The organism is Plantibacter sp. MDV22-iso1, from assembly GCF_058408345.1.
Genome location: NZ_JBZVDY010000003.1, coordinates 330188 through 350663, shown reverse-complemented (window position 1 = coordinate 350663; position 20476 = coordinate 330188). Strand labels below are relative to the sequence as shown.

General features: G+C 68.0%; 16 protein-coding genes. 11 read left to right on the top strand and 5 right to left on the bottom strand.

The window, feature by feature from the left end; genetic code table 11:
• Positions 1 to 23 precede the first annotated feature (23 nt).
• From AC4PMY_RS16460 to AC4PMY_RS16440, 5 genes are all read left to right on the top strand, one after another.
• A complete protein-coding gene (locus AC4PMY_RS16460) occupies positions 24 to 2543 on the top strand; it encodes a glycosyltransferase (RefSeq protein WP_071262506.1) in 2520 nt (839 codons plus the stop codon).
• A 43-nt stretch (positions 2544 to 2586) separates the two neighbouring features.
• Positions 2587 to 3012, top strand: coding sequence for a hypothetical protein (locus AC4PMY_RS16455; protein WP_139205509.1), 426 nt, complete (start codon positions 2587 to 2589; stop codon positions 3010 to 3012).
• A complete protein-coding gene (locus tag AC4PMY_RS16450) occupies positions 3009 to 4634 on the top strand; it encodes a glycosyltransferase family 2 protein (protein ID WP_491623217.1) in 1626 nt (541 codons plus the stop codon). The genes AC4PMY_RS16455 and AC4PMY_RS16450 overlap by 4 nt, the downstream gene beginning before the upstream one ends.
• A 91-nt stretch (positions 4635 to 4725) precedes the next feature.
• Positions 4726 to 5202, top strand: coding sequence for a hypothetical protein (locus tag AC4PMY_RS16445; protein ID WP_491623216.1), 477 nt, complete (start codon positions 4726 to 4728; stop codon positions 5200 to 5202).
• On the top strand, positions 5199 to 7400 hold the full coding sequence (locus tag AC4PMY_RS16440) for a hypothetical protein (RefSeq protein ID WP_064295199.1): 2202 nt from the start codon (positions 5199 to 5201) through the stop codon (positions 7398 to 7400). The genes AC4PMY_RS16445 and AC4PMY_RS16440 overlap by 4 nt, the downstream gene beginning before the upstream one ends.
• Before the next feature lie 78 nt (positions 7401 to 7478).
• Here the strand turns inward: AC4PMY_RS16440 and AC4PMY_RS16435 are convergent, their stop codons facing one another.
• A complete protein-coding gene (locus AC4PMY_RS16435) occupies positions 7479 to 9059 on the bottom strand; it encodes a DUF2142 domain-containing protein (RefSeq protein ID WP_491623215.1) in 1581 nt (526 codons plus the stop codon).
• 184 nt (positions 9060 to 9243) lie between these two features.
• Here AC4PMY_RS16435 and AC4PMY_RS16430 point away from each other — a divergent pair, with 184 nt between their 5' ends.
• Positions 9244 to 10509 (top strand): hypothetical protein, encoded by a 1266-nt coding sequence (locus AC4PMY_RS16430; protein ID WP_071262502.1) that lies wholly within the window; start codon positions 9244 to 9246, stop codon positions 10507 to 10509.
• 23 nt (positions 10510 to 10532) lie between these two features.
• Here AC4PMY_RS16430 and AC4PMY_RS16425 read toward each other — a convergent pair whose 3' ends face one another.
• The 3 genes from AC4PMY_RS16425 to AC4PMY_RS16415 are packed head-to-tail and all read right to left on the bottom strand — an operon-like array spanning position 10533 to position 12590.
• Positions 10533 to 10925 (bottom strand): DUF2304 domain-containing protein, encoded by a 393-nt coding sequence (locus AC4PMY_RS16425; protein ID WP_491623214.1) that lies wholly within the window; start codon positions 10923 to 10925, stop codon positions 10533 to 10535.
• Complete coding sequence (locus AC4PMY_RS16420) at positions 10922 to 11659, bottom strand: glycosyltransferase family 2 protein (protein ID WP_064295202.1); 738 nt, start codon at positions 11657 to 11659, stop codon at positions 10922 to 10924. Before AC4PMY_RS16420 ends, AC4PMY_RS16425 begins: the two co-directional genes overlap by 4 nt.
• A gap of 49 nt (positions 11660 to 11708) precedes the next feature.
• Positions 11709 to 12590 carry a glycosyltransferase family 2 protein gene (locus tag AC4PMY_RS16415; protein ID WP_491623213.1) on the bottom strand — a complete coding sequence of 294 codons (882 nt, stop codon included), beginning with the start codon at positions 12588 to 12590 and terminating at the stop codon, positions 11709 to 11711.
• 74 nt (positions 12591 to 12664) lie between these two features.
• Here AC4PMY_RS16415 and gmd point away from each other — a divergent pair, with 74 nt between their 5' ends.
• From gmd to AC4PMY_RS16390, 5 genes are all read left to right on the top strand, one after another.
• Complete coding sequence (gene gmd, locus AC4PMY_RS16410; RefSeq protein ID WP_064295204.1) at positions 12665 to 13729, top strand: GDP-mannose 4,6-dehydratase; 1065 nt, start codon at positions 12665 to 12667, stop codon at positions 13727 to 13729.
• Positions 13730 to 13734: 5 nt separating this feature from the next.
• Entirely contained in the window at positions 13735 to 14670 is a 936-nt protein-coding gene (locus AC4PMY_RS16405; protein ID WP_491623212.1) for an NAD-dependent epimerase/dehydratase family protein, read from the top strand.
• The gene (locus AC4PMY_RS16400) at positions 14667 to 15854 is read left to right on the top strand and encodes a DegT/DnrJ/EryC1/StrS family aminotransferase (RefSeq protein WP_064295205.1); all 1188 of its coding nucleotides are present in this window, start codon (positions 14667 to 14669) and stop codon (positions 15852 to 15854) included. The genes AC4PMY_RS16405 and AC4PMY_RS16400 overlap by 4 nt, the downstream gene beginning before the upstream one ends.
• A 124-nt stretch (positions 15855 to 15978) precedes the next feature.
• The gene (locus AC4PMY_RS16395; protein WP_082916052.1) at positions 15979 to 16806 is read left to right on the top strand and encodes an HAD family hydrolase; all 828 of its coding nucleotides are present in this window, start codon (positions 15979 to 15981) and stop codon (positions 16804 to 16806) included.
• Positions 16803 to 19322, top strand: coding sequence for a glycoside hydrolase family 65 protein (locus AC4PMY_RS16390; RefSeq protein WP_071262501.1), 2520 nt, complete (start codon positions 16803 to 16805; stop codon positions 19320 to 19322). The genes AC4PMY_RS16395 and AC4PMY_RS16390 overlap by 4 nt, the downstream gene beginning before the upstream one ends.
• A gap of 46 nt (positions 19323 to 19368) precedes the next feature.
• Here the strand turns inward: AC4PMY_RS16390 and AC4PMY_RS16385 are convergent, their stop codons facing one another.
• On the bottom strand, positions 19369 to 20457 hold the full coding sequence (locus tag AC4PMY_RS16385) for a glycosyltransferase family 4 protein (protein WP_083397465.1): 1089 nt from the start codon (positions 20455 to 20457) through the stop codon (positions 19369 to 19371).
• Between the last annotated feature and the right edge of the window lie 19 nt (positions 20458 to 20476).

Genomic DNA, 20476 nt, shown 5'->3' with positions numbered 1-20476 from the left:
ACAGGATATGTCGAGGAGCAAGAGTGAAGAACACACGTAAGAGACGTCCGGGCGTCGTATCCGTCATCCTGGTGAACTACCGCGGATCCGCGGACACGATCCAGTGCGTGCGGACGCTCCGCGAAATCGACTTCCCGCAGGACCGCCTCGAGATCATCGTGGTCGAGAACGGCTCCGGCGACGACAGCCTCGAGCAGCTCGCCACCCTGGGGGACCTCGCGACGATCGTGCCCTCCAAGGTCAACGGCGGCTTCACCGGTGGTTGCAACCTCGGCGTCTCGAAGTCGAGCGGTGAATTCGTCGCCTTCCTCAACAACGATGCACGCCCCGACGACCAGTGGATCAACGCGGCGATGGACACCTTCGCCGAGAGCAAGGACATCGGCGCCGTCGCGAGCAAGGTGCTCGACTGGGAAGGTGAACGCGTCGACTATGTCGGCTCGGCGCTCACGTGGTACGGCATGGGGTACAAACCGCACGCCGGTGAACACGACCGACCCGAATGGAGCGTCGAGAAGGACGTCCTGTTCGGTACCGGCGCGGCGATGTTCGTCCGGGCCGAGCTCTTCGAGCAGCTCGGAGGGTTCGACGACCGCTACTTCATGTTCTACGAGGACGTCGACCTCGGCTGGCGCTTGAACCTCCTCGGCTACCGGTTCCGGTTCCAGCCGAAATCGCTGGCGTTCCACAAGCACCACGCGTCGATGGAGAAGTTCGGCAACTACTTCGAGACCTACCTGCTCGAGCGCAACGCCCTCTACACGCTCTACAAGAACCTCGACGACGAGGCCCTCAGCCGCTCGTTCGCCGCGGCGGTGCTGCTGGCGACGCGTCGCGCCACGGGTCGGGCGAAGCTCGACACCACGGCGCTCGATCTGCGCAAGTCGAAGGACGACGACGGCAGTCCGGCATCGATGCTCTCGAAGCAGCTCCTCGCCGGCGTCAACGCCATCGACCAGGTCGTGGAGAACCTCCCGGAACTCGCGAAGGACCGCGAGCTGGTGCAGGCGACCCGTACCCGGTCCGATCGCCAGCTGCGGCTCCTGCTCGGCAACATCGACGAGCCCGCATATCCGATCGAGAGCTATCTCGAGGGGTACGACAAGATCGTCTCATCACTGAACGTCCTCGACGAGCCGCTTCGACGCCGCGTGCTGATCATCACCGGCGATCCGATCGGTGCCAAGATGGCCGGTCCGGCGATCCGTGCTTGGAACATGGCCGACACGCTCGCCGACGAGCACGACGTGCGCCTCGTGAGCATGACCGGCGTCTCGATCGAGAGCGAGCGGTTCGAGCTCGACGTCGTGTCGCACCACCGGCCCGCGAGCATGAAGCCGCACGAGAAGTGGGCCGACGTTATCATCCTGCAGGGGCACGCACTCGCACTGTTCCCGGCGCTCGAGACGACGACCAAGGTGCTCGTCATCGACGTGTACGACCCGCTCCACCTCGAACAGCTCGAGCAGGGCAAGAGCGACAACCTCGTCACCTGGGGCGACCAGGTCTCCGACGCCACCGACGTGCTCAACCACCAGCTGGCCCGCGGAGACTTCTTCCTGTGCGCGAGCGAGCGCCAGCGACACTTCTGGCTCGGCCAGATGGCCGCGCTCGGCCGGATCAACCCCTACACCTACACGCGCGACGAGGACCTCGAGACCCTCATCGCGATCGCTCCGTTCGGCATTCCGGCCGGCCGTCCCGAGCACACCCGTCCCGCATTGCGCGGTGTCGTCCCGGGCATCGGTGTCGACGACAAGGTCATCATCTGGGGTGGCGGCATCTACGACTGGTTCGACCCGGGAATCGTGATCCGTGCGGTCGGCGAGCTCGCCAAGCAGCACCCGGACCTGCGGTTGTTCTTCATGGGTACGAAGCACCCGAACCCCTCCGTCCCCGAGATGCCCGCTGTGGTGGCAGCCCGTGCGTTGAGCGACGAACTGGGCCTGACCGGCACCCACGTGTTCTTCAACGACTCGTGGGTCGCATACGACGACCGCCACAACTACCTCCTCGAGGCGGACCTCGGGATCTCGACCCACTTCCAGCACGTCGAGACCACGTTCTCCTTCCGCACCCGCATCCTCGACTACCTGTGGGCCGGACTGCCGATCGTGACGACCGAGGGCGACTCGTTCGGTGACCTCGTCCGCGAGGAGACACTGGGCGTTTCCGTTCCGGAGCGCGACCAGCGCGCGCTCATGGACGCGATCGAGCACGTGCTCTTCGACGATGCGTCCCGCGAGGCGGCGAGGGCGAACGTGCAGCTCGTCCGCGAGCGGTTCGTCTGGTCGAGCGCGCTCGCCCCGCTCGTCGAGTTCGTCCGGAACCCCCGGCTCGCCGCGGACAAGGCCCCCGCCGAGGCCGGTGCGAAACCGGTCGTCCTGTCGTCCTCGCGTCAGCAGCAGACGCCGCCGCGGCGCACCGGCATGCGGCGTGACGTCGACCGGGTGGCGTACTACCTCAAGAACGGCGGCCCGAAGGTCGTCGTCGAGCGGTTCGCCGCGCGTCAGCAACGTAAGCGCGACGCCGACAACGTGTAGATATCGGCGTCGTGACGGCGTCGCTCAGGAAGGTTGCATGGACATGGTTGACGAGACGGAACACGAGGCGGGGACCGCGGACGACGGCGCCCTGTGGGTGCAGCCCGCTGGGCGGAGCACTGAGGAGCTCGTGGCGCAGGTCAAGGCGCTCCAACACCGCGTGCTGCTCGACGCCGACCGCCTCGTCGGTCTGGCGGCGGAGCGCGACACCCTGCGTGCTGAGGTCGATCGGTTCGCCGAGACCGAGCTCGCCGTCGCCTTCGCGCGGGTGGACCAGCTCGAGGACGAACGCGAGGGGCTCGTGCACGAGGTGCACAAGCTGCTGCGAGACCACCGTCTCGCGCTCGAACTGCGCGACGAGCGGACCCGTACCGAGGTCGACCAGATCCTGGCGTCGACCACCTGGAAGCTGGGCTCCGCCGTCATCAAGCCCATCAGCGGCATCCGCTCGGTGGTGCGCCGCTCGTGACCGCTCCACTGTTCAGCGTCGTCACCCCGGTCTACAATCCTCCGATCGACATGCTGCGGCAGATGGTCGAATCGGTCCGGCGGCAGGCGTTCCGCGACTGGGAGTTCATCCTCGTCGACGACGTCTCGCCGGATCCCCGGGTCCTCGAGGCACTTCGCGGCTTCGCGGCGGAGGACGACCGGATCGTCGTCGTCACCCGTGAATCGAACGGCGGAATCTCCGCTGCATCGAACGACGGCGTCGCCGCGGCGACCGGGCGGTTCCTGGTCCTGCTCGACCACGACGACCTCCTCGGCCACGGGGCGCTCGCGCAGGTCGCGCAGGCGATCGCCGCGGACGATCGGATCGATTACGTGTACACCGACGAGGACAAGGTGGACCTCGACGGGTACCACTACGACGTCTTCAAAAAGCCGGACTGGTCGCCCGAGCGGCTCCGCTCGCACATGTACCTCGGGCACCTGTCGGTCATGCGTCTTGCCCTCGTCCGAGCGGTCGGTGGATTCGACAGCACCTACGACGGATCGCAGGACCACGACCTCGCGCTGAAGGTCACCGAACGCGCACGGGTGGTGCACCACATCCCCGAGGTCCTGTACCACTGGAGGGCCCTTCCTGAGTCGACCGCCTCGTCGAGCGGGGCGAAACCATACACCTGGGATGCGGGTGTCCGTGCGGTCGATGCGCATCTCCAACGGGTCGGTATCGACGCGACCGCCGAGCGTGGTGACTGGCCGAACACCGCTCGCGTCCGCCGCGCGTTGGACCCGGCGACCTCGGTCAGCGTGATCATCCCCACGCGCGGCAGTTCGGGAGTCATCGACGACGTCGAGCGCGTGTTCGTGATCGGTGCCGTCCGGTCCGTGCTCGAGCATGCCGGAGACGTCGATCTCGAGATCGTCGTGGTCTACGACCTGACGACGCCGGCGACCGTCCTCGACCTCCTGCGCGAGATCGCCGGCGATCGGCTCACCCTGGTGCCGTTCGACCGGCCGTTCAACTACGGGGAGAAGTGCAACGTCGGGTTCGTCGAGAGCCGCGGCGAGATGATCGTCCTGCTCAACGATGACGTCGAGGTCATCTCGGACGACTTCCTGGTCGAGCTGGTCGCACCGTTGCTCCAAGCGGACGTCGGAATGACCGGCGCGCAGCTCGTGTACGAGGACGGGCTCATCCAGCACGCCGGTCACCGTTACGCGAATCGAGGGTTCTCGCATCCGCTCACCGCCTACCGCTTCGGTGATTCGGCGCCGCACGCCGCTCTCAAGATCGACCGCGAGGTTTCGGGCGTGACCGCCGCATGCGCCGCGCTGCGCCGCGACACCTACGCTCGCGTCGGCGGCGTCACTGAGTCGCTGCCGTTGAACTTCAACGACGTCGACCTGTCCCTGAAAGTGCGCTCCCTGGGACTTCGTATCCTGTATCTCGCTCGGGTGCACCTCTACCACTACGAGTCGAAGACCCGGATCGCGATCGTGCACGAGTGGGAACTGAGGACGGTACGTGCTCGCTGGGGCGTGATCTACCGTGACCCGTACCTTCCCGAACACCCGGACGACGCCTACCACCCCTACGCTTCCCGACGTTCGCGATCGCGCTCGTGGACGCCCGATTCGGCCTGAGCACCATCGACGCGCCGACATTCAGGTCATCGACAGCTGTTTCGAACCCGGTACCCTGAAAGGGGCACATCCGGCGTGCCGAGGAGGACTGATGACCGAGTGGCGCATACGCCCAGCGGCCTGCGTGGTGACGGCTCTGCTCGTCGGCGTCGGTCTGACCGGCTGCTTCGGCGGTGATCCGGCCGAGTCGAGCGCAAGCCCGACGCCGAGCCAGACCCTGCTTCCAGGCGTCGAACCCACCTTCAAAACCGCGGATCCGGAACCGATCCCGCTCGACGCGGTCATAGTGTTCGCCGGTGTCGACCCCGACGGAACGACGGTCTCGGCATCCGGCTACATCGCCGGCGTCATCGAGAACGGCGGGACCTGCACGTTCACGTTCTCCGGCTCGGGCCCGGACGTGGTCGTCACCAGCGAGGGACTCGCCGACTCGAAGACCACCTCGTGCGGCACCGTTCAAACCCAGATCAGCGACTTCACCAGCGGGACGTGGACGGCCGTCCTCTCCTACCAATCGGACAAGGCCGGAGCGCTCACCTCTGAGCCGCTGACGGTGGAGGTACCATGACGCGCCGCAGCCCACTCATCGTCATCGCGACGGTCTTCGCTCTCCTCGTCGGCGTGTTGACGGTCGCCCCGGCCGTCGCCCCGAGCGCCGAGGCCGCCAACGGGTCCGACTTCCGAGCCGGTTCGATCATCAGCGACCAGCTCTTCTACGACGGCGGCGCCATGAGCGCGCCTGCGGTCCAGGACTTCCTGAATCGAGCTGTGCCGAGCTGTCGTGCCGGTTACACCTGCCTCAAGGACTACGCTCAGGCGACTCCTTCCCGGGCCGCTGTCTCCGGTCGCTGTGCCGCCTATGCGGGTTCCGGTCGGGAATCGGCGGCGAGCATCATCTCCAAGGTGGGAGCGGCCTGCGGGATCAGCCAGAAGGCCATGATCGTCCTCATCGAGAAGGAACAGGGACTCATCACCGACACCTGGCCGAGCGATCGGCAGTACCGCAGCGCGACCGGCTACGGGTGCCCGGACACGGCCGACTGCGACACGACCTACTACGGGTTCTTCAACCAGGTGTACGCGGCTGCACTGCAGTTCAAGAACTACCAGGCGAACCCGACCCGGTGGAACCATGTTCCTGGGCGCGTCAACGCCGTCCGGTTCTCGCCGACCGCCTCGTGCGGGTCCAGCAACGTCTTCATCGAGAACGCCGCGACCGCAGGGTTGTACAACTACACGCCGTACCAGCCGAACGCCGCGGCGCTCGCGAACCTCTACGGCACGGGCGACGGCTGCAGTGCGTACGGCAACCGGAACTTCTTCCGCATCTACACCGACTGGTTCGGACCGACCAACGGGGTGTTGAACCCTGCAGGCGCCTACGACGCGTTGAGCGTCAACGTCGGGGCGAATGATGCGACCATCTCCCTGTCGGGCTGGACCCTGGACCTCAACCGCACCTCCGCATCGCTTGAGGCGCATGTGTACTTGACCTACCCTGACGGCTCGACCAAGGGGTCGGTCATGCAGGCGAACAAGTCCAGACCGGATGTCGCGCGCGCGTACCCGGGCGCCGGTGAGGCCCACGGCTACAGCACCAACATCACCGTCACCCGTGGGGGGACCTACACCGCTTGCGTATACGGGATCGGTTTGAGCGCCAACCGGTTGCTCGGATGCAAGTCGGTGAGCGTGCCGCAGGATGCGCCGATCGGTTCACTCGACGCGGTCCGGGTTACCGGAAGCGGTTCGACGACGGCGCTCTACGTCGCGGGGTGGGCGATGGATCCTGACGCCAAGTCGGTTTCGAACGACGTGCACATCTACGTGAGGCAACCCGACGGGCAACGTCCGGGAACCGCCATGACGGCGTCCGCATCACGCCCCGATGTCGCCAACGTGTACCCTGGGGCGGGCGCTGCCCACGGGTTCAGCCAGAGCTTCCCGGTGTCTGCAGGCGGGCGGTATGAGGTCTGTGCTTACAGCATCGCCAAGTTCTGGCAGAACGTCGGAGTGAACACGGAGCTCGGCTGTGTGGCGGTCGACCTCGTGAAGGACTTCCCGGCCGGCAGCTTGGATCTCGTCGACGTCAGTCAGTCAGCCACAGGCGCGTCGATCAACGTGGGTGGATGGACGCTTGATCGTGGCGCACTCGGAACAGCGATCCCGGTACACGTCTACATCACCGATCCGACCGGGAAGCGCTCCGGCTATGTGCGCGGGTCCGGCGGCCAGCGTGATGACGTGAATCGTGTCTACGGGGCCACCGGACCGCATGGTTTCTCCGAGTCCTTCCCCGTCACGGCTCCCGGTGACTACCAGGTGTGCGCCTACGGCATCGCGGTGTCGCCGCTCAGCGTCGGGATGAACTCCACGATCGGGTGCCGCACCGTGACCGTGGGGACGAGTTACCCGGTCGGGTCGTTCGACGGAGCCCAGGTGTCCGGTTCGACGACGGCCGGGAACGCCTCGCTGTCCGTCTCCGGGTGGACGGTCGACGCACAGCTTCCGAAGACGCCGATCCAGATGCACGTCTATGTCACGGCGCCCGACGGGACGGTGAAGGGGTACGCGTTCCAGGCTGACAAGGTGCGTTCGGACATTGCACGGATCTATCCCGCCTACGGCGGTGCGCACGGGCTCAGCGAGTCCATACCGGTGACGGCCGCTGGTGATTACAAGGTCTGTGGCTACGGGATCGGGACCGCGGTGTTCAACACCGGCAAGAACGTGCTCTTCGGTTGCACCACGGTCCGCGTGAACTGACCACGCCGATGCGACGATGAAGGCGCCGACACTCTCCAGGGTGTCGGCGCCTTCGTCGTCCGCAGCGGGGGAGGGGTGTCAGCGAACGGTCACGAGCTCGTCCTCGGCCCGCGCGCGCAAGGCGAGTCGTGCTGCTCCGAAGCAGGCCGCTCCGATCGTGAGGACGCCGATGGCGAGCCAGAGCGTCATGCCGCCCGGCGGCGCCCACTCCGGCCGGGTGATCATCGCGAGCCAGCTCCCACCGGTGTCGCCGATGCTGTACCGGCGCAGCGCCCCGATGTAGCTGAGGAACTGGGCGAATCCGAGCGCGGCGATCAGGATCACGACGAGTCGCCGCTGGATCGAGCGGCCGAGCGCCGAGCCGTGCTCGGCGAGCAGTGCGCCGATGGTGAGAAGCATGAGCGCGAACAGCGGCAGCGTGTACCGGCCCTGCCAGATGATCCCTCCCGAGGTCACCCACACGCCCTGGAGGAGCGCGGGGACGAAGACGACGGCCGCCATGAGGAGGACGGCGACCACCAGTCGACGCCCGCGGAGGAGGACACCGGCGCCGAGGAGCAGCAGGCCGATGACGGCCGGCCAGATGAAGAACACCGCGTCGGGGGCGGGCGTGTCGAGCCAGCCGAACTCGCCGATCATCTGCGCACCGTAGTAGAAGGTGAGGTCGAGGATGACCGCGACCCCGACGATGGGCGCGTCACCGACGTGCGGGTACGGGGGAGGCGGCGCATTGGGGTCGACCGCCATGGCGAGCGAGTTCGAGCCGAGCAACCATGCGGCGGCGGCGGCGGTGCCGAGCGCGACGAGGACGATCGTCACCTGCACCGAACGGCGCTTCAACAGCGCGAGGAGGTCCCGACCGGGTAGCAGCACGAGTGCCGCAGCGATGGCCATCGCGAGCCACAAGGGAGACAGACCACGCGTGTTGGCTGCAAAGACGCCGCCGACCACGAGAGCGCTCAAGGGGAGCCACAGCGGGGCCGCGGACTGTCTCGTCGTGATCGTCAGCAGTCCGACGACGGCCGCCATCATCGCGGTGACCTCGAGGCCGTTCGGGTTGATCGTCCCCGCCAGGAACAGGGTGACCGGTGTCGCCGCGGTCAGGAAGGCGATGACGGGCAGGGCACGGTGGCGCCAGGTGGCGATGAGCGCGAAGCCGACGGCGAGGAAGAACGAGCAGACCAGTGCGCTCATGAGCCGCATGGCGAAGATGCCCGTGGAGTCGTCGAAGACGAGCGACGGCCACCCCACGAGGACGTAGTACAGCGGGTTGTAGAGTCCGGCCGTGGTGGTGATGTCGACGAGGGTGGTCGGGTCGCCCGGCACCTGCGTGACACAGTCGGCCGTGACCGTCTCGGTGAAGGCGGTGCAGGTCTGATTGTTGGTCCAGGCGATGTACGACGGCACCTGCACCACGTTGCCCTTCGGCGTCGAGGGTCCGACGAGCTGCCCGCGAGCCACCGAAGCGGCCTTGACGATGTGCGCCGGCTCGTCGGGTGCTGCCGCGAGCGGGGTCGTCAGCGCCCAGGCGCTCGTGATCGCCGTGCAGACGATCCACGCGAACGCGAACACGATGAGGAAGCGGCGGACGAGGCCATGAGCCTGGCGTGCCCCCCGTTCCCGGTCGTCGATCGGTGGGACGGAAGGGGCTGAGGCCATGGGCGGCTGGTCCAATCAGGGAGCACACGCTGCATCTGGCCGCGCGTTCGGTCTGGTCTGCTGCGTCAGTCTACCCGCCGACCTGGGCGGCGGCCGGTGCGGCGGTACCATCGAATGTCGTCCGTCCCAAGCGAAGGATCCCGCTCCGTGCCTCTCGTTCTGCACCCTCCCGTCGAGGACCGGCGTGTCGGCTCCCGGTAGCGCCACGCCCGCCGACGCCGCGCGTCGCGGACCCAACGGCGCCGTCCTCATCCTCGTGGCTACGGCTGTCGGAGGTGGCGCGGGCTACCTGTTGCAGATCGTGACCGGGGCGGCGCTCGGAACGGCGGCGTACGCGCCGTTCTCCGTCTTCTGGTCCGCGCTCTACCTCCTGGTCAGCGCCCTCTCCGGGGTGCAGCAGGAGGTGGCCCGCGCGACGCACCCGGATCCCGTCACGGTCGAGACGTCGACGCGCGCGCCGGTCGTGCGGAACTTCGCCCTCGCCGCGTCCGCGGTCGCTGCCGTGCTCGTCGCCGCGACCGCCTGGCTGTGGGTCGGGGCGGTCTTCCCCGACGCGGGGTGGGCACTGGTCCCGCAGCTCGTCGTCGGACTCGCCGCCTACGTGATCGTGGCTGCGACGGCCGGCGTCCTGTACGGCCTCTCGCTCTGGACCTCGGTTGCGGCACTGACGATCGTCGACGGGCTCCTGCGGTTCGCGATCGTCGGTGGCCTCCTCCTGGTGACCGACGACACGACGCTGCTCGCCTGGGGTGTCGCCGCGCCGTTCGTGCTGACACCGCTCATCCTGTGGCCCTTCGTCCGCCGCGGGGTGGTCGGCCGGTTCGGCATCGACGTCGGTCCGACGGCCCTCAGCTGGAACGTGCTGCGGACGGTGGTCGCCTCCGCGGCGACGGGCGTGATGGTGAGTGGGCTGCCCCTCGTCATCCAGGCCACGGGCGACACCGTCTCGCCGAACGCCTTCGGATCGCTCACCTACGCCATCACGCTGACCCGGGCGCCCATCGTCATCGTCGTCTTGGCGCTGCAGAGTTACCTCGTCATCGTGTTCCGTTCCCACGCGGACGCCGTGCTCGGGTGGGTCCTCCGGATGGTCGTCCTCGTCATCGTGGTGGCAGGGGTGCTGGGCCTGCTCGCGTGGTGGCTCGGTCCGTGGGCGCTCTCCATCGTGTTCGGGCGCTCCGATGTCCTCGCGGGAGGGACCATCGGGCTGCTCGTCGCGACGGCCGGGCTCGTCGGCGCACTGTGCGTGACCGGGTCCGCGACGCTCTCACGATCGCAGCACACCGCTTTCGCGGCGGGATGGATCGTCGCCGCGCTCGCGATGGTCGCCACCCTGCTGCTTCCGCTCGGCCTCCACGAGCGCACGCTCCTGGCGCTCACGGTCGGACCGGTCGCCGGGCTCGTCGTGCACGTGGTCGGACTCCTGCGCGGACGCCCGGTCGCTTCCTGAGGGGCGCTCAGGCGCTGCCGGCGTCAGGCGGTGCCGTTGCCCTCGTCCGGTGCGCCGTCGGCGAGTCGGCGTTCAAGCTCGGTGATGCGCAGGTCCTGCAGAGCGCTCTCCTCGGCGAGCGTCCGACTCCGCTGCTCGAGTGTGGTCAGTTCCGAACTGTGCTGGATGCTCACGAGGAACAGGACGAGGATGCTCACGAAGAACACGAGGTTCGTCGGGATCTCCACGCCGATCGCGACGGCGACACCGGCGAGCACCTGGGGGAAGACACCGATGATGAGCGCGAGGCAGCCGGCGACGAGCCACCACACGGCGTGGCGCTCGCGCATCCTGCGGCGTCGGAGCATCTCGATGACGACCCCGAGCGTGAACAGGGCGGCGACGATGCCCAGGATGTAGGTGCCGAGGGGCATCATGCGGTCACCACCTCTCCTTGGAGCGCGACCGGCGGTCGGATGAGTGCGAACACAAGCGCGAGGCCGGCGCGCGCCAGGTAGGTCGCGGCTTTGAACGGGTTGTGCGACGGGGTGCCGCCAGCGCGGGGCCGCATGGCCACGGGCACCTGGCGGATGACGCAACCGGCGCGCGCGGCGATCACGAGCGACTCGATCGTGTCACCGAGGTATTCGGCAGGGTAGTGCTCGGCGAAGAGCCGGACCGCCCGAGGTCCCGTCGCGCGGAAACCACTCGTCGTGTCGGTGAGCTTCGTCCGTGCGACGCGGCTGAGGACGCCGGAGAGCACGACCATCGCCCACTTGCGGGGTCCTCGCACCTCGTAGTTGCCCGCACCCGCGAACCGTGCGCCGAGGACGAGGTCGGCGGTCGCCAGTTCATCGAGGAGCTGCAGCACGCCGGCCGGGTCGTGCTGTCCGTCCGAATCGACCTGCACGACGTTGCGGTACCCATGCTCGAGCGCGTACTTGAAGCCGACCCGCATCGCACCGCCGACCCCGAGGTTGAACGGGAGCTCGGCCACGACGGCGCCCGCAGACCTCGCCTGGACGGTCGTGTCGTCGGTCGAGCCGTCGTTCACGACGAGGATCGCGACACCCGGCAGCTTGTCCTGGACCTCACGCACCACGGCGGCGACGGACGCCTCCTCGTTGAGCGCCGGCATGACGATGAGCGTGCGTTCGAGCTGGTGCGGCATGAGGCAATCCTACTCAGGGAGAGCCTGGTCGATCCGTGCGACGGGCTGATCAGACGAAGGTGTGCCGGAGCAGGATGCGCAGTCCCGCGGTGTCGCGGGCGAGCGCCGCCTTCGGGAGTTGCAGGGCCGCGTTCAGCCGCGAGGTGACGTGCGCGCGGGCGACTCGAGAAGCCCGGTTCCAACCGAGTGCCGCCTGTCGGGCGGCCTCCTCGGCGAACACCGTGCGCTCCTGTTGGAAGCGCTTGCCGTCCACGGCGGTGTAGGAGGACACACTCCCGCCGTGTCGGCGATACCGGAAGACCGTGGTGTCGTCGAGCACGAGCGTGCCGCCGCCGCGGAAGATCTCCATCATCAGGGCGAGATCCTGGACCACGTGGAGGTCGGCCCGGAACCCGAAGCGCCGAACCGAATCGACGCGCCAGCACACGGACGGGAAGTACGCCCAGTTGCCGCGGAGCAGGCTGGCCGTGAGTCGCTCGCCGGCGAGCCGGACCGGCTCGGGTGCGGCCGGTCGGAGGATCGCCTTGATCCGGTCGCCCAGTGGTCGGACGACCTGCCCGTCCTCGTCGATCACTTCCACACCGGGCTGGATGAGGTCGACGTCGGGGAATCTCGCCGCGATGGTCGCCATCCGCGCCACGTACTCCGGGAGGAGCTCGTCGTCGCACCCCATGAGGACACACCGTTCCGCGGTCACGAGTTCGATGCAGCGGTCGAAGTTGCCGCTCACCCCGAGGTTCCGTTCGTTGCGGAGGTACACGATGCGATCGTCGCCGAGCGACTGCAGCCACTCGCCCGGCGCCGTGTCCGGATACACGTCATCGACGACGACCAACCGCCAGTCCGGATCGGTCTGCGCGAGCACACTCAGCACCGCCGTGCGGAAGTGGTCGAAGCGGCCGTAGAAAGGCATCATGATGTCGAGCGTCACCCCGGTACGGTAGCAAGCTTCCGGAGCGGGAGGGCCGCCCGAAGGAGACCACGGCCCGGGTAGAGTGGTCTTCCATGACTGAGACATCAGCCCCGGCGGCCCCGGCCACGACAGGCGTCACCACCAAGAAGGCCGTCATCACCGGTATCACCGGCCAGGACGGCAGCTACCTCGCAGAACTCCTGCTGTCGAAGGGGTACGAGGTGCACGGTTTCGTGCGTCGCGCGTCGACCTTCAACACCGGGCGGATCGACCACATCTACGACCCCGAGGCGACCCACGACGGTTCGCCCAGGCTCCAGTTGCACTTCGCCGACCTGGCCGACGGCTCGCGCCTCGCGACACTGCTCGCGGAGATCCAGCCCGACGAGGTGTACAACCTCGCCGCGCAGTCGCACGTACGGGTCAGCTTCGACGAGCCGGAGTACACCGGCGACACGACCGGCATCGGGACGGTCCGGCTCCTCGAGGCCATCCGCCAGATCGGTCTCCACTGCCGCTTCTACCAGGCGTCCAGTTCCGAGATGTTCGGGGCGACGCCGCCGCCGCAGAACGAGGAGACCCCGTTCTACCCGCGTTCGCCCTACGGCGTCGCGAAGGTCTACTCCTACTGGATCACCCGCAACTACCGCGAGGCCTACGGGATGTTCGCGGTCAACGGCATCCTGTTCAACCACGAGTCGCCGCGACGCGGTGGCACCTTCGTGACCCGCAAGATCACCCGCGCCGCCGCGCGCATCGCCGCCGGCCAGCAGGACTTCCTGTACATGGGCAACCTCGACGCCGTCCGCGACTGGGGTTACGCGCCCGACTACGTCGAGGGCATGTGGCGGATGCTGCAGGCCGACGAACCGACCGACTTCGTGCTCGCCACCAACACCGCGTACACCGTCAAGGACTTCCTGCAGTTCTCCTTTGAGCGACTCGACCTCGACTGGGAGAAGTACGTCAAGTTCGACGAGCGCTACCTCCGTCCCACCGAGGTCGACGCGCTCATCGGTGACTACGCGAAGGCCGAGTCCGTCCTCGGCTGGACCCCGAAGGTGCTCCCGCCGCGCCTCGCGCAGATCATGGTCGACTCCGACGTCGCCGAGCTCGAGGCGTCGGGCAAGCCCTACATCGACACCGCGGAGGTCTAGGCGCGGTGCGCGTCCTCCTCACCGGTGGTGCCGGCATGCTCGGTTCGAGCATCGCCGCGGTCTGGCCCACGCTCCGCGCCGCCGACGAGCTGATCGTGGCGACGCGTGCGGACGCCGACCTCACCGATCGAGCCGCCGTCGCAGCCCTTATCGGCCGGACGGCGCCGGACGCGATCGTGCACGCCGCCGCCAAGGTCGCCGGCATCCAGGCGAAGCTGCAGCGTCCCACCGACTTCCTGCTCGACAACCTCCTGATCGACACCTCGGTCATCCGAGGCGCGATCGACGCCGGTGTCTCCGAGCTGCTCTACGTGTCGAGCGCGGCGATCTACCCCGAGGGGCTCCCACAGCCGATCGGTGAGGGCGCTCTCCTCAGCGGCATGCTGGAGGGCGCGAACGAGGGGTATGCGCTCGCGAAGATCGCCGGGACGAAGCTCTGCGAGTACGCGAGTCGGCAGTACGGGTTCGCCTATCGCGCAGCAGTGCCGTCGAACCTCTACGGCCCGGGCGACGACTACACCCACGGTCAGGCGCACCTCATCGCCGCCGCCCTCGGCAAGGTCCACGCCGCCGTGGCGAGCGGCTCCGACGAGGTCGAGGTCTGGGGCGACGGCACCGCCCGACGCGAGTTCACCTACACGCCCGACCTCGCGGCGTGGCTCGTCACGCAGCTCGGCTCACTCGACGCGTGGCCCGTCACGCTCAACCTCGGGCCGGGTGTCGACCACAGCATCACCGAGTACTACGAAGCAGCCGGTCGCGCCGCCGGCTTCACCGGTCGCTTCCGGTACGACGCCACCAAACCTTCCGGCGTGCACCAGCGCCTGCTCGACTCAGCCGCAGCCCGTGCGCTCGGCTGGAACCCCACCACCCCGCTCGCGGCCGGCGTCGCCGCGAGCTACCACGCCTACCTCGCAGCTCAGGAGCCCCAGACAGCATGACCGACGACACCTTCGACTCCGGTTTCCCCCTCGCGACCTCCTCCTGGGACGCCGCGGAGTACGCCGCCATCCAGCGCGTCGTCGACAGCGGCCGCTTCACCATGGGGCCGCTGGTCGCGCAGTTCGAGCGCGATTTCGCCAGTGCGTTCGGCGCCGGCTTCGGCGTCATGGTCAACTCCGGTTCGAGCGCGAACCTCCTCGCGATCGCCGCTGCCGTCCTCGACGACCGGGTCGACCTGCAGGCGGGGGACGAGGTCCTGGTCCCCGCCGTGTCCTGGGCCACCACCTACTACCCGCTCCAGCAGTACGGCCTCATCCCGAGCTTCGTCGACATCGACGTCGACACCCTCAACATGGACCTGTCGCTCGCCGAGGCCGCCATCACCCCGCGCACCAAGGCGATCTTCGCGGTCAACCTCCTCGGCAACCCGAACGACTTCGCGGCGCTCACGGCACTCGCCGAACGTCACGGTCTCCTCCTGCTGGAGGACAACTGCGAGTCCCTCGGCGCGAAGGACGACGGTCGGTTCGCCGGCACGGTCGGTGCGATGGGGACGTTCAGCGCCTTCTTCTCCCACCACATCTCGACGATGGAGGGCGGGATGATCCTGACGGACGACGAGGCCACGGCGCAGATGCTCATCTCGCTGCGGGCTCACGGCTGGACCCGCGGACTCCCCGAGAAGAACGCCGTCCACGACAAGTCGGGCGACGAGTGGGACGACCTCTTCCGTTTCGTCCTTCCCGGGTACAACGTCCGCCCGCTCGAGATGTCCGGCGCGATCGGCATCGAGCAGATCCAGAAGGTCCCACAGCTCATCGCCGGCCGTCGGGAGAACGCCGTGTACTGGACGGAACGCTTCGCCGACCTCGATTCCGTGCGCATCCAGCGCGAGCAGGGCGAGAGCAGCTGGTTCGGCTTCTCCCTCGTGCTCGAGGGCGCGCTCGCCGGCCGCCGCAAGGAGGTCGTGCAGGCGTTCGCCGCCGCGGGGATCGAGTCACGGCCCATCGTGGCGGGCAACTTCACGAAGAACCCGGTCATGAAGTACCTCGACGCGAAGGTCCCGGCGGAACTCCCCGCCGCCGACAAGATCCACGAGGACGGGCTGTTCGTCGGCAACCACCACTTCCCGGTCCACGCCGGTATCGACCGCGTGTACGACGTGGTGGCCAAACTCTCCTAGGCTGGGTCTGCGCGGCCGCCCCACCGGTCCGCAGCAGCTTCCGTTCCACTGTCCACCTCTTCCCCCAAACCGACGAGGACCGTGCACCGTGACCCAGCCGATCAACGCGCCATCGAACGACGTCCTGACCCTCGACGAGGCGGCCGCGCGGCTCCTCGGCTGCCGGGCGGTGCTGTTCGACCTCGACGGCGTCATCACCCCGACCGCCGAGATCCATATGCACGCCTGGGCGAAGCTCTTCACCGACGAGCTCCTCGCCCACGGGATCACCGAGCCGTACACCGACGCCGACTACTTCCAGTACATCGACGGCAAGCCGCGGTACGACGGGGTGCGCGCGATGCTCGCGTCACGCGGCATCACGCTCCCTGAGGGTTCACCGACCGACGCGCCTGAGCTGGAGACCGTGTGCGGTCTCGGCAACCGGAAGAACTCGGTGTTCACGGCCGTCCTGGAAGCGGACGGCATCGCCGCGTACCCGGGATCGTTGACCTTCCTCGACACGGTCGAGCAGGCAGGGCTCGAGGTCGCCGTGGTGTCGAGTTCCAAGAACGCCGAGGTCGTCCTCCGAGCGGCAGGGCTCCGTGAGCGGTTCCCGGTCGTGATGGACGGCGTCGTCGCTGCGCGCGAGGGGATCGCCGGCAAGCCCGCACCGGACACCTACGTCGAGGCCGGTCGCCTGCTCGGCTACGCTCCGTCGGAGTGCGTCGTCGTCGAGGACGCGCACTCCGGGGTCGAGGCCGGCCGCCGCGGCGACTTCGGTCTCGTGCTCGGCGTCGACCGCGGTATCGGACACCAGGCGCTCATCGATGCGGGTGCGGACATCGTGGTCGATGACCTCGCCGAGCTCGTCGACCCACTGCGGTCGGCCTCGCGAACAGCCGGGCCGGACGCGCCGGCCGACTCACAGACCCCCACGGCACCCCACGACTTCTCCGAGGACCAGGCATGAACCACATCACCAGCGACCCGCTCGACCGTCACCGGTTCCCGCTCGACGACTGGGCGCTCGTCGAGACGCACGTCGACGCGGACGACGAGGGCACGACCGAGACCCTGTTCGCGCTCGGCAACGGCTACCTCGGGTTCCGCGGCAACGTCGAGGAGGGCCGCGACGGCCACGTCCACGGCACGTTCATCAACGGGTTCCACGAGACCTGGCCGATCCGTCACGCCGAGGAGGCGTTCGGCTTCGCGCGCGTCGGCCAGACGATCGTCAACGCGCCCGACACGAAGGTCGTCCGCCTCTATGTCGACGACGAGCCGCTGATCCTCAACGACGCCGACCTCCTGAGCTTCGAACGTCGCCTCGACTTCAAGACCGGTGTCCTCAGCCGCGAACTCGAATGGCGGACGCCCTCCGGGAAGCGGGTCCACATCCGTTCCCGTCGCATGGTGTCCTTCACCGACCGCCACCTCGCGGTCCTCGACTACGAGGTCACGTTGCTCGACGCGGACGCGTCGCTCGTGCTCTCCAGTCAGATCATCAACCGCCAGGACCGTCAGGACGACTACCTGACGAACGCACCCGAGCCGGGGATGGGCGACCCGCGCAAGGCGGAGTCCCTCACCGAGCGGGTGCTGCAGCCTCGCTACAAGCTCATCGACGGTCCACGAGCGATGCTCGGGTACCAGACGACGAACTCCGGCATGACGATCGTCGCCGGCGCCGACCACACGATCGAGACCGAGAACGAGTACGAGGTCTCGACGCACATCGAGTCCGACCTCGCGAAGCACGTGTTCACGATCCGCGGTCGCGCGGGCGTGCCCACGAAGCTCACCAAGATCATCAGCTACCACACCTCGAACGCCGTCCCGCCGAAGGAACTCGCCGACCGCTGCGCCCGCACGCTCGACCGTTCCGCCGAGAACGGCATCGAATCGGCGATCCGCAACCAGGAGCTGTGGCTGGAGGACTTCTGGGCGCGCTCCGATGTCGAGGTCCACGGACAGCCTGCCATCCAGCAGGCGACGCGCTGGAACCTCTTCCAGCTGGCGCAGGCGTCCGCACGCACGGACGGCGGCGGTGTCGCGGCGAAGGGTGTGTCCGGGTCCGGGTACGGTGGCCACTACTTCTGGGACACCGAGGTCTACGTCCTCCCGTTCCTCAGCTACACGGCGCCGCTCGTCGCACGGAACGCCCTCCGGTTCCGCCAGAACATGCTCGACGCCGCCCGCTCCCGCGCGACCGAGCTCAACCAGCACGGCGCCCTGTTCCCGTGGCGCACGATCAACGGGCTCGAGTCGTCGGCGTACTACGCGGCCGGCACGGCGCAGTACCACATCGACGCCGACATCTCCTACGCGCTACGGCAGTACGTCGCGGCGACGGGGGACGAGGACTTCCTCGCCCGCGGAGCCGTCGACATCTTCGTCGAGACGGCCCGCATGTGGGCCGACCTGGGCTTCTGGCGCGCGAACGGCAAGGACTCGTTCCACATCTACGGGGTCACGGGGCCCGACGAGTACACCACCGTCGTGAACGACAACCTCTATACGAACGTCATGGCACGGGCGAACCTGCTGTCGGCCGTCGAGGCCGTGGAGCGCCTCCGCGAGGACGACCCGGCCTCCTTCGAGCGCTTGGTCACGCGGCTGTCGCTCGACGACGCGGAGGTCCGCGAGTGGCAGCGCGCCGCCGAGCACATGCACATCCCCTTCGACAAGCGGCTCGGCATCCACCCACAGGACGCCCAGTTCCTCGAAAAGGAGTTGTGGGACCTCGATCACACGCCTCCGGAGCACCTTCCGCTCCTCCTGCACTTCCACCCGCTCGTCATCTACCGCTTCCAGGTGCTCAAGCAGGCGGACGTCGTGCTGGCACTGCTCCTGCAGGGCGACCACTTCACCGACGAGGAGAAGCTCGCCGACTTCGACTACTACGACCCGCTGACGACGGGCGACTCGACCCTGTCGGCGGTCGTGCAGTCGATCATCGCCGCCGAGGTCGGGTACCAGCGGCTCGCGCTCAAGTACTTCTGGTCAGCACTGTTCGTCGACCTCGCGAACCTGCATCGCAACACCCCTGACGGTGTGCACGTCGCCTCCACCGGCGGCGTGTGGAGTGCGCTCGTGCTCGGCTTCGCGGGCATGCGCGACCACGGCGGCGTGATCTCTTTCTCGCCGCGCCTGCCGGTCGACTGGCAGGGCATCACCTTCCGACTCACGGTCAAGGGCACGCGGGTGCGTATCTCCGTCCGGCGCACCGAGATGCGGTTCACCGTCGAAGAGGGCGATTCCGCGTCGTTCGTCGTCGGCGGCGGTAACGTGCTCGTCGAGGCAGGGACGACGGTCACCGTTCCGCTCGACAACCAGGGTCCGCACCTCGTCGGCGAGCCGAGCGCGAGCGACATCGAGGGCAGCCGCCGCGCCGACGGCTCGCTCATCACGGTGTCGATGCCGACGATCGCGCTCGGCCCGGCCGACACCGAGTCGATCCCGGTCATCCAGCCGCAGTCGGAGTAGCGCGACGCGGCTGGATGGCGGTCGCTCGCCATCCAGCCGCGTCGCGTCAGGCGAGTGTGGTCCGGAAGGTCTCGAGTGTGCGTGTCGCCACGCGTTCCCAGGAGAACTGCTTGGCGCGCTCCCTGCCCTGTTCGGTGAGTTCTGCCATCCGTGCGGGGTCGCTAACCGCCGTCGTCATGGCGTTGGCGATCGACTCCAAGGAGTGCGGGTCGAAGTACTCGGCCGCATCGCCCGCGACCTCCCGGTACACGGGGATGTCGGAGATGAGCACAGGGAGCCCGGCCATCATGGCCTCGAGTGCCGGCAGGCTGAAACCGTCGTGGAAGGACGGCATGGCGAGCGCGGTCGCCGTCTCGTAGAGGTGGCCGAGTTCCTCGCTGCTCAACCACGATCGCAGTTCGACCCAGTCGTGCATGCCGACCTCGTCGACGACGGCGCGCAGCGGGTCCTCCCCGTGGCTGCCGGTGATGACCACCCGAGGACGGATCGCCTCGTCCACGAGCGGCAACGCCCTGATGAGACCAGCCCAGTTCTTGTGCGGGCGCCGGTTGCCCGTCGCCAGGATGAAGGGGTGCTCCGTGTCCGGTCGTCGTTCGCCCATCGGCAGGGCGGTGCCGGCGAGGGGGATGAGGTCGATGCGGTCCGCCGGGAAGCCGAGGTAGGTGATGATCTCGCGCCGGGACACCTCACTGATGGTGATCATCCGGCTGGCGTTCCGTGCACCCAGGCGCTCCATGAACTTCACGGGTTCGGTGAACGCCGGGGTGCTCATCATCTGGGGCTGGCTCCAGTAGAGCATGTCGTGCATGGAGATCACGGTGGGCATGCTGCTCCGGGCGGGACCGAGCAGAGCCGGGCAGTGCAACAGATCCGCACGGTGACGCTTGGCGATGCGACCGATCGACCAGAGCTCGCCGATCGCCCACCGGAAGCGGTTCTCTCCGCTGATACCGGTGTCGATCATGTCCCCGGGGAACCAGGAACGGTCGAGCTGATATCCCTCCTTGCTGGCGAGTCCGACGAACTCGAACTCACTGCCGAGGCGGCCGATCTCGCGGTACAGCTCGCGGGCGTAGGTCTCCATACCGCCTTTCGTTCCGGTGTACGAGAGGAGGTCGACGGCTACGCGGGGCATAAGGCACGAGGATACCAGT